This is a genomic window from Erwinia amylovora, from assembly GCF_017161565.1.
Taxonomy (GTDB): domain Bacteria; phylum Pseudomonadota; class Gammaproteobacteria; order Enterobacterales; family Enterobacteriaceae; genus Erwinia; species Erwinia amylovora.
In genome coordinates, this window is record NZ_CP066796.1 from 3,479,500 (window position 1) to 3,495,306 (window position 15,807).

Here is a 15,807-nt window from a genome sequence, read left to right on the forward strand (position 1 = left end):
AAAAGAAAGAGATAAACAACTCACAATAAAAAATAGCTTAAGCCCGACCGTGGTATATTTCGGCCACCCAACAAGAAAGGGAGACAACCAGAAACCAAGACGCCGGGCTTATATATTCGAACTCTCTTCCCGCAGAAAGATAATTCTTACTTCAACAGAGAAGGCTGACTAATATAGAGTTACATAACCCACAACAAAATTAAATATAGGTCACAGTAACTGGCATAGAGGCTTTCCAGCGAACCGGAATATCGGCTGATGCAGGGGAGTCCAGAGAAATATTGATTGTCTGACCCGTTTCAATTCCGGAAGCATAAAAACCACTGTACAAGGTACTTGGATACTTAAAACTGACCTTGTCCATGCCACTTAATTCATAGCCTTGCTTGTCAAAGTTATTTGCAATGTCAGGCATTAAACCCAGCGCAATCTTCATCTTACCAATGGGATCATGATTATAATTAGCGAGTGGCAAACCGCCGAAGAATCCATCCCCAACGTCGGCGGCATACATCCCGGTAGCACCACCGGTGCCAGAGGATTTGAAGGACATAATGCCAGCCACAGCGAATGGCGCTGTCATGGTCCCTATCTTAGCGTCGTCCATCCCTTTGACGGGCAGAGTCAGTGTGAATTTTCCTTGAATAAAATCTTCAATTTCAAATGCGTCACCGAAGTTAATTTGTGGGCAATAACCTGAGTTTCCCGCAAATGCATTTTTCTCCTTAGTACGAATACCCAGAACCGGGATTGGGTTATTAACCTTAATATCGACCTTGGTCTGACCTTTCTGAACCTGCGCATCCAAAGCGGTCATCGCATCTCCCACCTTCACTTCCCAGGGGGTCTCGCTGTCAAAAGGATTCAGTGAACCACCCAGTTCAACATTACCGCCGGTACCGCTTGCAGTCCACGCCATGGCCGAGCCGGAAGCGGCTGTTGCTACCAGCGCCAGTGTAATTAGTGTCTTTTTCATTACGGTCATTCCTTTTTGATATCCTTAAAAAGTCAATATTCCTCTGGCGAGTCTTACCGGACTTACCGCAAAGTCATCCCCTGCAGTTTTCATTCATTACAGCATTGATTTATTCAAAACATTAGAAATGACTGTGCGTTATACCCGATAAATAACGGCAAATCCTTTTACTCTGGGTATTTGATCCTGCTGCTATTTTTCAAGATGCCTGTTCGCCCTCCACCTGCAGTGCTAACTGCACATTGCCCCGATAATTCGCCGGGACCTCCAGCTCGGCCGGAGAATCTGTCCTTAGTTCCACATTTTTCTCCGCCGTTGGCAGTGTTATCACCATATCAACTCCCTGCGGTGTAAAGATCAGCGGTACTTTTTGACCATCAACCATTAGCAGGGTCTTCAGCGTGATCCGCGCCTCCTGCCCGCTTTCAGGCTGTACCTGCTTAACGGTTACCCAGGCCGTACCGCCAGACGCCGGCCGACCTACAGCACTGCGGACAATCAGGCTGTGCGGCAGCGTATCTGGCGGCTCCGCCCGGAACAGCACGGGATCCGGCAGCGTGCGCGTGACCTTTACCACACTGTTGCCCTGCACCTGGCCATTCAACACGCCGAGGTACATCACCTTTTCTTTATCGCGGCTGGCCAGCAGCGGTGACGGGGCTATGGTCAGCACCACCAGCACCGTCAGCATGAATTGGATTACCTTGTCTTTCATTCATCCACTCCTCATGTTCCCCCGGCGGGCTTTTCTTCCGTTGGCCCGACCGCATTGACTGGCTGTTTCTGGTTAATTGTCCAGGATTGCCGCTCACCGTAATCATTCAGCGAATCCACCTTCACTACATTCCCGCTCACCGCCACCTCGTCTCCCGGCATAAACATCAGCAGCTTCTGGGCCGTATCGTTGCTCACATCCAACGTCTTACCCGACTTATCCTGCAGGCTGCCGATGGCATAGATGTATGGCGTGGTATTGACCAGTATTGTTTTACCGCCTGACTGAGACCGCAGGCTGATGCCTTCTTCCGCCCCTTTACGGCCTTCCAGCAGGGCTTTAGGACGATAAAAGAGTTTCAGCTTGGTGCGCAGTGCAATGGCAATGCCACTGCCGCCCAGCGCCGGTGGAATATCCTGCAGGTTCAGCCAGTAGACGGACTCTTTGTCCTGCGGCAAATGGTCCGATGCCATGATGATCCGTAGCGACTGCTGACCGTTTGGTTTCACCTTAAAAAACGACGGCGTAGCCACAAACGTTGGGCGTGTATCTTTCTCAACGATATTATCTAACCAGGCCTGCCCTCCGAACGTTCGCTGCCTGTCGTTGTTGGTTACCGTAATGGACAGGCTATCTTTGTCTCCACGAAAGATGTAACGCGTCTGATCTGTTGCCAACGATGCCTGCGGGCTCTGGATCGTCAACGCCAATGCCAGCGTCAATCCCAATGCTTTTATCCGTTTATTGCCGAAAAGCTGTTTTACTGTGCCAACCTTATTCACACGTTATCTCCTGTAACTTTTCTGTCTCTTGCAGCTTCGCTGCCGGTATTCGGCACTGCCCAAGCGTGATATCACCGGGCACGTCAACCGTGTTAATCAGCAGTACACCGTGGTTAGCGATAAAGCCCAGCGGCGTGTTTTTATCGTCGCGTGCCCAGGTGCCGCCCGCGACGAACGCCCCGTCCTTCTGTTTCACCTGTAGCAGGTAGCGGCGCACTTTTAATGCTTCAAAAGGCATCCATATTACCGCCTTGTCCGACGGCACCACCCTATGACTGGTTGTGGTCAATTCTGTATTCAACGGCAGGCTGCCGGCCTCCACGGTCACCGTGTTCACGTCATAGCTGTTCACCGCAACGACCAGGTTGCCGTCGCTATCCGTTTCGCCATAACCGGAACTGACCTTCACGCCAGGCGTATCTTTCACGTTTACCACTGCCACCGTGTCACCGGTGGTGCGACTGAGCAGGATCCCCCCGGCCGCCGGCATCCCCATCATAGAACCACTGGCTGATACCGACCCGCTGGTTCCTCCTGACGTGGATTGATTCAGCGCCCCACTCATCCATGCTCGCTCACCCGCAAACGATGCATTCAGGTAACTGCTGGTTCCGCCGTCACCGTCGCGACCGCCCCCCAGGCCGTAGCTAAAGCTGTCGCTCAATGATCCAGAGACGCCGCTATTTATTCCCAGTCCGCCTCCTCTGCTGCTGTTGATCGACGTGCTGCTGCTGTATTTACGCTCCAACAGCGTAAACGGCACGGAGATCGAAGCAGACAGCGCCCAGTTGTTCTCACCCTGTGAATTCCTGGAGCCTGAAGTACCGATGTTCAGGCTTGCCCCTTTGATCTGGGTACTGAGCGTACCGGTGGCTCCCGTCTCCTGACCATTATCCGCCGCATAGCCATAACGAGCACTTTGCGGGTAATAGCTCCTTTGCCAGCCCGACATCGACAGGCTAAACAGCCCGCCAATCGGTTGACTGATACCGCCGTTGAACTCGTCCTTGATGCGGCGGCCCTTATTATCGTTCTGCCACAGCCCTGTCGGGTTATTCGACGGGGTAAAAGAAGACATCGTCTCAAAGGCTTCATGTTGCCTGGACCAGCTCAGCCGCAGCCCGGTGTTGGTCATTGCCAGCTGCTTTGTCCAGGCCAGCTGGACTTTATTGCCACTGCGGTTCGGCTGTTTTTGGTATTTCGCCGCCATGTATGCCCCTTGCGCAGAAACGGCTCCGAGATACCCCAGCCCCACCACGGCACCGACACTGCCTCCCAGCCAGTGCTGATTGAACACACCACCAGCCTGCAGGGTAAGACCGTTAAAACCGTAACCATAGGACGCGGCAAACACCCCTCCTTCCATGTCACTGTCGTTGTCGGGTAACCCGGCAGCAATGCTGAACTGGTGCTGTCCCGGGCTAAGCTGCCCACCGATCACTGACAGAGGAAATACCTGTTCCTGTGTTTTACCGTTCTCGCCTGTCACCTTCATGGTGACGTCTCCACTGTTGTACAACGGGACATCGGCGATGGAGAACGGCCCCGCCGGTACCATCTCCGAGTACAATATGCGTCCGTTCTGGGACAGAGTGACGCGAGATGGCCCGTTTGCACTTCCCGAAAAAACCGGGACGTATCCAGGGTTGCCCGGCACCATGCTATTGTTTCGTGACAGAGACATCCCATATGTCCCTGCACTGCCCAGCAGGCTGTTGCCGGTTTGGGTTTTGCCAACGGCCAGATCTGCACGGAGCGAGCGGATAGATCGGGTGGCTGTGAACATGTCCAGAGAGGTCTCATTACCTCCACCTTTCCCACCGCTGGCCGTGGCCGTCGAGTTCACTACCCAGCGACCGATATTCGCCTTAAGGTCTGCCGAACCGAACGCAGACATGTTGTTTCGCCCGGTATTGGCGTTAGCGTTGTAGTTGACCCGAAACGCTGAAGTCCCATAGTCCCATTCCACGCTTTCCGGCATTTTTATCAGCCCCCTCTGCGGTATAGCCAGCGCCAGGCTTTGGGTGGAAACATCAAAATCCACCTTCACTGATGGCGCTTTCGACAGGACATAACACTGTCGGCTCCCGTCGTACCCCTCACGAAAGTATTCACGACTAAGGTATATGCCGGATTTTTCAAGCCAGCTTTGCGTAAGGCACAGTGCCTCGGTTTCATGCGGCGTAACGTTCAGAATCTGCTTACCAACATCCTTACTGTTCAACGAGACATCCACCAGATAACGCCCGGGAGCATAAGTCCCATTCAATGCAGCCCAGCTTTCCCTGTCAATGCCAGCTCCGCCCTGAATAAAGGACATGTCCAGCTTATCTCCGGCACGAGCCGCACCAAACCCCATGGCCGTTGCGATGGCAAGAGTCAGGCCAGCACGGCAGAAAGCTTCGTCAAATAGCACATACCTCTTCACCTTAGGCGTCATCCCTGAATCCCTTATTGATAAATGACCACAAAGGAGAGGGCTCCGCTGTATTCTCCAGCCTTAACTCCATGCGGAATAACGGATTGTGCGCGGAAACGAAGTTGGCCCTTCGCAGCGAAATCCACCGGATAATTTACGCTGTGGTTTTCCTGCGTCAGCCGCCCACGAAAATCAGCCTGGGCATCCAAAGCCCGAACCTCCACCCGAATCCCGTCCCCGGCACCGCGGGTTACCACGCCTCCGGCGTCTAGCTGCCCCGGGTTGCCAAAGTCCATCGTGGCTATCTGACCGGCCAGAAATGCAGAGCAACCCTGTACGGTGGCACCAGGTTCAAACAGTCGCACGATAAAATCCCGCGGCGGCACGGCAGCCGCAATGGATTTGCGGTAGTTATCAAATATCAGGCGGCTGCCTCCGCCACCCACGGCTTCGACAACCACATGACAGGCAGAAGACACAACATCAGCGCTAAATAGCGTGCGTTGTACCATCGTACCCGGTGCAATAGCGCAAGCTTCACCCGCACCTGCCAGCAGCAGGAAAATAAAGTTGATTACTTTTTTCATATCCCACCCAGAACATCTGAATATTGCATTCCGGTGATTAGCGGCGATTGATGTAATATGGGAAAATTTTGAGATCGTCTGGTTAATACATCAAGACGCCCGGGACTTGTTCACAAATAGCCCTTATTTAACCCATGATGTTCACTGACATCCTTTGTTGGTTCCAATAACACCGGTTAATCCCTCCCTGATATGATCTACCGTGGCAGATCATTACTGGAATAATAAAACACACCCTTAAAAGTAATAATTGACCCGACTTCACTGCAAGGCAGATAAAAATCTATCAAGCGCTATTTTTTACGATTTCGAAGACCCTTTTCGGCCGCCAAATTGATTACCCGGATCTTGACAGCTTTCTTAGAATATAATCATCACATAATTCGAATAACGCAGACTGACTCCATCACTCCGCATTTAAATACGTCATATCGCTATCCAGGACAGATTTCAGAACATCTGAAAATTAAATATCACCTATTTTAAAAATCACATTGCTAATGCCATTTCGGTGAATGAGAGGTTTTCTTAAATCACAAGAATGCTATATGAAAATTCACTAAATAAAAAGACATAAAAACTGATCAATGAAACATGTAAATATTAAAAAAATGAGATACGAAAGTTAAAATAAATAAATAACAAGGTTAATATATCGAAATTTAAGTATGGATTAGTAGAAATGGCAATATTTCAAAGAGAACATTGCGGTAGTGCGACTCACTACTCTTGGTGAGGAGAGTGATAATCGGCAGTCGCCCGACGTTGGTCAATAACGTACGGGGAGAGTATTATCAAATACTGTTAATGTATGCTTAAGCGTATTATCTGCAATTAGTGAAAACATGCAAATTACACTACACTGGCTCATCGTTAATTTATGGCTTACTCCAGGCCATGTTTCAGGTGTGAATAAGGCTCAATATGACGCAATTGATGAGTAATAGGGAATATTTTACGCAAGCCTATGCCAGGCTTGATCTGTCCTCATGCGGTATTGAGAATACCCTCTTCGAAGAATGTGAATTTGAACATTGCAACTTCACTGCCGCTCAGTTTTCCCGCTGTAAATTTATCGACTGCGACTTTCGTCATTGCAATCTGAGCCTGATGGAAATACCGGCATCGCGCTTTAACCATGTCAGTTTCCACGAGTGCAAGCTAAGTGGCGTAGACTGGACGCAGGCATACTGGCCGGCTTTCAACCTCGACCCCGGCTTGCATTTCAACAAAAGTATTTTGTCGCATGCATCTTTTTTCGGTCTGAAGCTACCGGGCATGAAAATGGAGGAGTGTAAACTGCATGAAGTTGATTTCAGGGAATGTGATCTGGCAGGTGCTGAGATGACGGAGTGCGACCTGTACGGGAGCCTTTTCAATCATACTGACCTGAGCGCAGCGGATTTCACCGACTCCTGGGACTATCGTATCGACGTGCTGAATAACACAGTCGCACGCGCTAAATTTTCGCGTCAGGAAGCCGTAACATTATTGGAAAGCCTGGGTATTGAACTGGTTGATTGATATGTGATGGCATTGGCGCGACCTGGCACCAGTGGTGGTTTTGCGTCGGCGAGGAGATTCAGTCGTGGGGCAAGAAAACGGATATGCCCAAAGTGGTATCAGTGCATGGCTAACGTTATGAGACATCATAAAGCAGAAAAAAAAAGCCTGAGTCCGGTGAAGCACCGAACTCAGGCCCAACTCGCTGATTAACGCAGTGAGCGATTACTCGTCGTCACGACCACCGAGACCGGCGTTCAGCAACTCGGCGAGGCTGGCAGAAGCTTCATCCGCGGTGACCTGCGGAACCACTGGTGCTTCACCCGCTGCTTTACGGCGCATACGATCCTGATGATAAGCGTAACCGGTACCGGCTGGGATCAGACGGCCCACGATAACGTTCTCTTTCAGGCCGCGCAGTTCGTCGCGTTTGCCCGCAACGGCTGCTTCGGTCAGCACGCGCGTGGTTTCCTGGAACGAGGCCGCAGAGATAAACGACTCGGTTGCCAGAGAAGCCTTGGTGATACCCAGCAGATCGCGCACGAAGGTCGCAGCGATTTTGCCATTGGATTCCAGATCGCGGTTAGAGATCTTAACGCGAGAGAATTCAACCTGCTCACCGTCGAGGAAGTCAGAGCTTCCCGCGCTTTCGATGGTTGCTTTACGCAGCATCTGGCGCACGATAACTTCGATGTGCTTATCGTTAATCTTAACGCCCTGCAGGCGGTAAACTTCCTGCACTTCGTTAGTGATATAACGCGTCACCGCATGCACGCCGCGCAGACGCAGAATGTCATGTGGCGATTCCGGGCCATCGGAAACCACGTCACCACGCTCTACGCGTTCACCTTCGAACACGTTCAGCTGACGCCATTTCGGGATCATCTCTTCGTACGGATCGCTACCGTCGATCGGGGTGATCACCAGACGACGTTTCCCTTTGGTTTCTTTACCGAAGGAAATGATGCCGCTGATCTCAGCCAGAATTGCCGGCTCTTTCGGACGACGGGCTTCGAACAGGTCGGCAACGCGTGGCAGACCACCGGTAATATCCTTGGTACCGCCGGATTCCTGTGGAACACGCGCCAGGGTATCACCCGAGCTGATCTTGATGCCGTCTTCCAGCTGGACAATCGCTTTACCCGGCAGGAAGTACTGAGCAGGCATATCCGATCCTGGGATCATCACGTCATTGCCGTTAGCATCAACGATTTTCAGCGCCGGACGCAGATCTTTACCACCGGCAGTACGTTCCGCACTGTCCAGAATCACCAGAGAAGACAAACCGGTCAGGTCATCCGTCTGGCGGGTAATGGTCTGGCCATCAATCATGTCGGTGAAGCGAATGAAACCGCTCACTTCGGTGATAACCGGCATGGTGTGTGGATCCCAGTTTGCGACGGTTTCGCCCGCTGCAACCTGCTCGCCGTCACCTTTCGCCATGGTAGAACCATAAGGAACTTTGTAGCTCTCTTTGGTACGACCAAATTCATCGATCATTTTCAGCTCGGTGTTACGTGAAGTAACAACCAGCTTACCTGCGGAGTTGGTCACCGACTTGGCGTTGATCAGCTTCAGCGTACCTTTGTTCTTCACCTGAATGCTGGATTCAGCTGCCGCACGCGATGCCGCACCACCGATGTGGAAGGTACGCATCGTCAGCTGTGTACCCGGCTCACCGATGGACTGTGCTGCGATAACGCCGATGGCCTCACCTTTGTTGATGATGTGGCCACGCGCCAGATCACGACCGTAGCAGTGCGCGCACACGCCGAAGTCCGTTTCGCAACTGACCACCGAGCGCACTTTCAGGCTGTCAACAGAGTGCTCTTCCAACAGGTCACACTGCTGTTCGTGCAGCAGGGTGTTGCGTGGCAGCAGGATGTCAGCAGTACCCGGCTTGAGCACGTCTTCTGCGGTCACACGACCCAGTACACGCTCACGCAGCGGCTCTTTCACGTCGCCGCCTTCGATAACCGGAGTCATCATGATGCCTTCGTGCGTACCACAGTCATCTTCAGTCACCACCAGGTCCTGCGCGACGTCAACCAGACGACGAGTCAGATAACCGGAGTTAGCTGTTTTCAGTGCGGTATCTGCCAAACCTTTACGCGCGCCGTGCGTGGAGATGAAGTACTGGAGTACGTTCAGACCTTCACGGAAGTTGGCGGTGATTGGCGTTTCGATGATCGAGCCATCTGGTTTCGCCATCAGGCCACGCATACCGGCCAGCTGACGGATCTGCGCCGCAGAGCCACGCGCACCGGAGTCAGCCATCATAAAGATGCTGTTGAAGGAAACCTGACGCTCTTCCACGCCGTCGCGGTTAATCACGACTTCGGTAGAGAGGTTTTCCATCATTGCTTTAGCAACGCGTTCGTTGGCCGCAGCCCAGATATCGATCACTTTGTTATAGCGTTCGCCAGCGGTAACCAGACCAGACTGGAACTGCTGCTGGATTTCAGCCACTTCCGCTTCCGCTTCGGTGATGATTTCCACTTTCTTCTCTGGGATAACCATGTCGTCGATACCCACAGACGCACCCGAGCGTGCCGCATAGGCAAAACCGGTGTACATCGTCTGGTCAGCAAAGATAACGGTCGGCTTCAGTCCCAGGATGCGGTAACAGGTGTTCAGCATCTTAGAAATAGCTTTCTTACCCAGCGCCTGGTTGACGATAGAGTAAGGCAGCCCTTTTGGCACGATCATCCACAGGATTGCGCGGCCAATGGTGGTGTCGACGATGCTGGTTTTAGCAACCCATTCATCATGCTCATTTTTCTCGTGTTCGGTGATACGCACCTTAACGCGAGCGTGCAGCGAGGCGAGGCCGGCGCGGTAAACGCGTTCCGCTTCTTTCGGCCCGGTCAGCACCATGCCTTCGCCTTTGGCGTTAACGCAGTCGCGGGTCATGTAGTAAAGACCCAGTACAACGTCCTGAGAAGGAACGATGATCGGTTCACCGTTCGCCGGAGACAGGATGTTGTTGGTAGACATCATCAGCGCACGCGCTTCCAGCTGGGCTTCCAGCGTCAGCGGTACGTGAACGGCCATCTGGTCGCCATCAAAGTCGGCGTTATAGGCCGCACAAACCAGCGGGTGCAGCTGGATAGCTTTACCTTCGATCAGTACCGGTTCGAACGCCTGGATCCCCAAACGGTGCAGGGTGGGTGCACGGTTCAGCAATACCGGATGCTCGCGGATCACTTCATCCAGGATATCCCAGACGACGGATTCTTCGCGCTCAACCATTTTCTTGGCGGCTTTGATGGTGGTAGCAAGACCACGCAGTTCCAGCTTGCCGTAGATAAACGGTTTGAACAGCTCCAGCGCCATTTTCTTCGGCAGCCCGCACTGATGCAGACGCAGGTATGGACCTACGGTGATAACCGAACGACCGGAATAGTCGACACGTTTACCCAGCAGGTTCTGACGGAAACGCCCCTGTTTACCTTTGATCATATCGGCCAAAGATTTCAGCGGACGTTTGTTAGAACCGGTGATCGCACGGCCGCGACGGCCGTTATCCAGCAGCGCATCGACCGCTTCCTGCAGCATACGTTTTTCGTTACGTACGATGATATCCGGCGCAGCCAGATCCAGCAGGCGTTTCAGACGGTTGTTACGGTTGATAACGCGACGATACAGATCGTTCAGATCTGAGGTGGCGAAACGACCGCCGTCCAGCGGCACCAGCGGACGCAGATCCGGTGGCAGTACCGGCAGCACGGTCAGGATCATCCACTCTGGCTTGTTGCCAGACTGGACAAACGCTTCCAGCAGCTTGATACGCTTGGTCAGCTTTTTACGCTTGGTTTCGGAGTTGGTTTCGTTCAACTCTTCACGCAGAGTTTCACACTCTTGTTCCAGGTCCATGTTTTTCAACAGGGCCTGGATCGCTTCCGCACCCATTTTAGCGTCGAATTCGTCACCAAACTCTTCCAGCGCGTCAAGATACTGCTCTTCAGTCAGGATCTGGCGCTTTTCAAGGTTGGTCATGCCGCCTTCAATCACCACGTAAGACTCGAAGTACAGGACGCGTTCGATGTCACGCAGTGGCATATCCAGCAGCAAACCGATGCGCGAAGGCAGCGATTTCAGGAACCAGATGTGCGCGGTTGGCGAGGCCAGTTCAATGTGACCCATGCGCTCACGGCGAACTTTAGTCTGCGTGACTTCAACGCCACACTTCTCACAGATCACACCGCGATGCTTCAGGCGCTTGTACTTACCGCACAGGCACTCATAGTCTTTTACCGGCCCGAAAATACGCGCACAGAAAAGGCCGTCACGTTCAGGTTTGAACGTACGGTAGTTAATGGTTTCCGGCTTTTTAACTTCACCAAAAGACCATGAACGGATCATATCTGGCGAGGCCAGAGCGATCTTGATCGCATCAAACTCTTCGGTCTTAGTTTGCGCTTTCAGAAACTTAAGTAAGTCTTTCACGGATTAGCTCCCGTCGGAGTGAGACTTCTCAGAGACGCCCGGAGTGACCCGGGCGCCCTGTAACCAGTACAGCAGATGCGAGTTATTACTCGTCTTCCAGCTCGATGTTGATACCCAGCGAGCGGATCTCCTTCAACAGTACGTTGAAGGATTCCGGCATGCCCGGTTCCATCTGATGGTTGCCGTCGACGATGTTCTTATACATCTTCGTACGGCCGTTGACGTCATCAGACTTCACGGTCAGCATTTCCTGCAGGGTATACGCGGCACCGTATGCTTCCAGTGCCCACACTTCCATCTCACCGAAGCGCTGACCACCGAACTGCGCTTTACCACCCAGCGGCTGCTGAGTAACAAGGCTGTAAGAACCGGTAGAACGCGCATGCATTTTGTCATCCACCAGGTGGTTGAGTTTCAGCATGTACATGTAGCCAACGGTAACCTGGCGTTCGAACTGCTCACCGGTACGACCGTCGAACAGGGTGATCTGACCGGAAGAAGGCAGGCCGCCAAGCTGTAACAGCTCTTTGATTTCGCTCTCTTTCGCACCATCAAACACCGGAGTGGCGATTGGCATACCTTTTTTCAGGTTCTCTGCCAGACGCAGCACTTCGTCGTCGCTGAAGGTGTTCAGGTCAACTTTCTGACGCACGTCGGTGCCCAGATCGTAAGCACGCTGAATAAACTCACGCAGTTTGGACACTTCTTCCTGCTTCTTCAGCATGGCGTTGATTTTCTCGCCAATGCCCTTCGCAGCCATACCCAGGTGGGTTTCAAGAATCTGACCGATGTTCATACGTGAGGGTACGCCCAGCGGGTTCAGTACGATGTCGACCGGCGTACCGTTCTCATCGTAAGGCATATCTTCAATCGGGTTGATCTTGGAGATAACACCTTTGTTCCCGTGGCGACCTGCCATTTTATCACCAGGCTGGATCTGACGTTTAACCGCCAGATACACTTTAACGATTTTCAGCACGCCAGGTGCCAGGTCATCGCCCTGAGTGATTTTGCGGCGCTTGGCATCGAGTTTTTTCTCAAACTCGTGCTTCAGCTCGTCGTACTGCTCGGCCAGCTGTTCCAGCTGGTTTTGCTTATCTTCGTCGCTCAGGCCCAGTTCCAGCCAGCGCTCGCGTGGCAGCTTGTCCAGTTTTTCCGCTTCGACGCCGCCGGAAACCAGCAGGTAGTTAATGCGGCTGAACAGGCCAGCTTCGAGGATCTGCAACTCTTCAGACAGGTCTTTCTTCGCCTGCTTCAGCTGCATCTCTTCGATTTCCAGCGCACGTTTGTCTTTTTCTACACCGTCACGGGTGAAGACCTGAACGTCGATAACGGTACCTGACACGCCGTTCGGTACGCGCAGAGAAGAGTCTTTAACGTCAGACGCTTTCTCACCGAAAATAGCGCGCAGCAGTTTCTCTTCTGGCGTCAGCTGGGTTTCACCTTTCGGCGTTACCTTACCCACCAGGATGTCACCGCCGGTCACTTCAGCACCGATGTACACGATACCGGACTCATCCAGTTTAGAGAGCGCAGCTTCACCCACGTTCGGGATATCCGCGGTGATCTCTTCCGGCCCCAGCTTGGTGTCACGCGACACGCAGGCCAGTTCCTGAATGTGGATAGTGGTAAAGCGATCTTCCTGAACCACGCGCTCGGAGACCAGGATGGAGTCTTCGAAGTTGTAGCCGTTCCACGGCATGAACGCCACGCGCATGTTCTGGCCCAGAGCCAGTTCGCCGAGGTCGGTTGAAGGACCATCAGCCAGCACATCACCGCGTTCAATCGGTTCGCCCAGGTTGACACACGGCATCTGGTTGATGCAGGTGTTCTGGTTAGAACGGGTGTATTTGGTCAGGTTGTAAATGTCGATACCGGCTTCGCCTGGGTACATTTCGTCTTCGTTAACTTTGATAACGATACGCGATGCATCCACATACTGAACGGTACCACCACGTTTCGCTACGGCAGTAACACCGGAGTCGACCGCTACCGCGCGTTCCATACCGGTACCTACCAGCGGCTTATCAGCGCGCAGAGTCGGTACCGCCTGACGTTGCATGTTTGCACCCATCAATGCGCGGTTGGCGTCATCGTGTTCCAGGAACGGGATCAGTGACGCACCAACGGAAACCACCTGCTGGGTGGAAACGTCCATGTAGTCAACCTGATCGCGGCTGAACAGGCTCGATTCGCCTTTGCTGCGGCAGGTCACCAGGTCGTCAACGAAGTGACCTTCGTCGTCGAGGTTGGTGTTTGCCTGAGCAATAACGTAGTTACCCTCTTCAATGGCAGAGAGGTAATGAATTTCGTCGGTCACCACGCCATCGCGCACGCGACGGTATGGGGTTTCCAGGAAACCGTACTCGTTGGTCTGTGCATAGACAGACAAGGAGTTGATCAAACCGATGTTCGGACCTTCCGGGGTTTCGATTGGACATACGCGACCATAGTGAGTCGGGTGTACGTCTCGCACTTCGAAGCCCGCACGTTCACGCGTCAGACCGCCCGGGCCAAGTGCAGAGATACGACGTTTGTGCGTGATCTCAGACAGCGGGTTGTTCTGATCCATAAACTGTGACAGCTGGCTGGAGCCGAAGAACTCCTTCACTGCCGCAGAAATTGGCTTGGCGTTGATCATGTCCTGTGGCATCAAGGTATCCAGATCGCCCAGAGACAGGCGCTCTTTCACCGCACGCTCTACGCGCACCAGGCCGACACGGAACTGGTTCTCGGCCATTTCGCCAACGGAGCGGATACGACGGTTGCCGAGGTGATCGATATCATCCACTTCGCCGATGCCGTTACGGATGCCGATGAGCTTCTTCATCACCTGAATGATGTCGTCTTTGCTCAGGATACCGGAACCTTCGATCTCGTCACGCAGCAGAGAACGGTTGAACTTCATGCGACCAACCGCAGACAGATCGTAGCGGTCTTCGGAGAAGAACAGGTTCTCAAACAGGTTTTCAGCCGCTTCACGCGTTGGTGGCTCACCAGGGCGCATCATGCGGTAGATCTCAACCAGCGCGCTCAGGCGATCGCTGGTTGGGTCGACGCGTACGGTTTCAGAGATGTACGGGCCGTGATCCAGATCGTTAGTGAACAGCGTTTCGATACGCTTGTGACCCGACTGGCTCAGTTTGGCCAGCAGATCCAACGACAGCTCCATGTTGGCTGCAATCAGCAGTTCACCGGTGCTCTCGTCGATATAGTCTTTAGCGACGACTTTACCCGCAATGTACTCAACCGGAACTTCGATATGAGCAACAGCGTCTTTTTCCAGCTGACGAATATGGCGCGCGGTAATGCGACGGCCTTTTTCGACGTAAACGGTGCCGTTCGACTCGATGTCGAATGACGCAGTTTCACCACGCAGGCGCTCCGGGACCAGCTCCATCTGCAGCTTGTTGTCGCGGATCTGGTAAACCACTTTTTCGAAGAACAGGTCAAGGATCTGCTCAGTGGTGTAATTCAACGCGCGCAGAATGATGGTCGCAGGCAGTTTACGCCGACGGTCAATACGGACGAACAGGTTGTCTTTCGGGTCGAACTCGAAGTCCAGCCATGAGCCGCGATAAGGAATGATGCGTGCGTTGTACAGCACTTTACCCGATGAGTGGGTTTTACCCTTATCGCTGTCGAAGAACACACCAGGACTACGATGCAGCTGAGAAACGATAACGCGTTCTGTACCGTTGATGACGAAGGTACCGTTATCGGTCATGAGTGGAATTTCACCCATGTACACTTCTTGTTCTTTGATGTCTTTAACCGTGCCTTCCGGCGCTTCGCGCTCGTAGATCACCAGGCGCAGCTTAACGCGCAGAGGGGCAGAAAACGTGACGCCACGGATCTGACACTCTTTAACATCAAATACAGGCTCGCCTAAACGGTAGCTGACGTACTGCAGCTCAGAGTTACCGCTATAGCTTTGGATTGGAAATACGGAACGGAATGCCGCTTCCAGCCCATATTGACCTTCCGGATCTTGCTCGATGAACTTCTGGAACGAGTCAAGCTGGATAGAAAGGAGATAAGGAATGTCCAGAACTTGTGGACGTTTTCCAAAATCCTTACGAATACGTTTTTTCTCGGTATAGGAGTAAACCATGGGGTTCCTCAGCTCGCTGAAAAGTAGAACCTTTCTGTCCGTCCAGCGGGGACAGTTCATGCAACGCTGTTTTGTCACGTGCGAAGGGCAGATCGCCTTTCGTAATACCTCTTTCTATCACGCTTAAATCATTTCATTGCCGTTGTCCGGGCAGGGAACCCGTGCAGGAAGGCAGTATATTAAGTCGTCGATAGAGAAAGATATTAAGCTAATCAATGACTAAACAGTGTGAAATATCATTGACGCTGTAGAGCGCAAAAAG

The 15,807-nt window shown here is 52.7% G+C and carries 8 protein-coding genes; 1 reads left to right on the forward strand and 7 read right to left on the reverse strand.

Annotated features, from left to right (window positions below):
- Positions 1 to 199: 199 nt before the first annotated feature.
- The 5 genes from JGC47_RS15840 to JGC47_RS15860 all read right to left on the reverse strand — a co-directional run bounded on the left by JGC47_RS15840 (position 200) and on the right by JGC47_RS15860 (position 5,479).
- Complete coding sequence (locus tag JGC47_RS15840; RefSeq protein ID WP_013035767.1) at positions 200 to 976, reverse strand: F4 family fimbrial subunit; 777 nt, start codon at positions 974 to 976, stop codon at positions 200 to 202.
- A gap of 199 nt (positions 977 to 1,175) precedes the next feature.
- Positions 1,176 to 1,691 carry a DUF5462 family protein gene (locus tag JGC47_RS15845; protein WP_004154996.1) on the reverse strand — a complete coding sequence of 172 codons (516 nt, stop codon included), beginning with the start codon at positions 1,689 to 1,691 and terminating at the stop codon, positions 1,176 to 1,178.
- An 11-nt stretch (positions 1,692 to 1,702) separates the two neighbouring features.
- The gene (locus tag JGC47_RS15850) at positions 1,703 to 2,473 is read right to left on the reverse strand and encodes a fimbria/pilus periplasmic chaperone (protein WP_004154995.1); all 771 of its coding nucleotides are present in this window, start codon (positions 2,471 to 2,473) and stop codon (positions 1,703 to 1,705) included.
- On the reverse strand, positions 2,466 to 4,913 hold the full coding sequence (faeD, locus tag JGC47_RS15855) for a F4 (K88) fimbrial usher FaeD (protein WP_004154994.1): 2,448 nt from the start codon (positions 4,911 to 4,913) through the stop codon (positions 2,466 to 2,468). Before faeD ends, JGC47_RS15850 begins: the two co-directional genes overlap by 8 nt.
- 11 nt (positions 4,914 to 4,924) lie before the next feature.
- Positions 4,925 to 5,479, reverse strand: coding sequence for a fimbrial protein (locus tag JGC47_RS15860; RefSeq protein ID WP_004154993.1), 555 nt, complete (start codon positions 5,477 to 5,479; stop codon positions 4,925 to 4,927).
- A gap of 924 nt (positions 5,480 to 6,403) precedes the next feature.
- Between JGC47_RS15860 and JGC47_RS15865 the strand changes: the two genes are divergently transcribed.
- On the forward strand, positions 6,404 to 7,003 hold the full coding sequence (locus JGC47_RS15865) for a pentapeptide repeat-containing protein (protein ID WP_004154992.1): 600 nt from the start codon (positions 6,404 to 6,406) through the stop codon (positions 7,001 to 7,003).
- A 204-nt stretch (positions 7,004 to 7,207) separates the two neighbouring features.
- Here JGC47_RS15865 and rpoC read toward each other — a convergent pair whose 3' ends face one another.
- Together rpoC and rpoB are read right to left on the reverse strand one after the other, a co-directional pair.
- Positions 7,208 to 11,431 carry a DNA-directed RNA polymerase subunit beta' gene (rpoC, locus tag JGC47_RS15870; protein ID WP_004154991.1) on the reverse strand — a complete coding sequence of 1,408 codons (4,224 nt, stop codon included), beginning with the start codon at positions 11,429 to 11,431 and terminating at the stop codon, positions 7,208 to 7,210.
- Positions 11,432 to 11,516: 85 nt separating this feature from the next.
- A complete protein-coding gene (rpoB, locus tag JGC47_RS15875; RefSeq protein ID WP_004154990.1) occupies positions 11,517 to 15,545 on the reverse strand; it encodes a DNA-directed RNA polymerase subunit beta in 4,029 nt (1,342 codons plus the stop codon).
- Between the last annotated feature and the right edge of the window lie 262 nt (positions 15,546 to 15,807).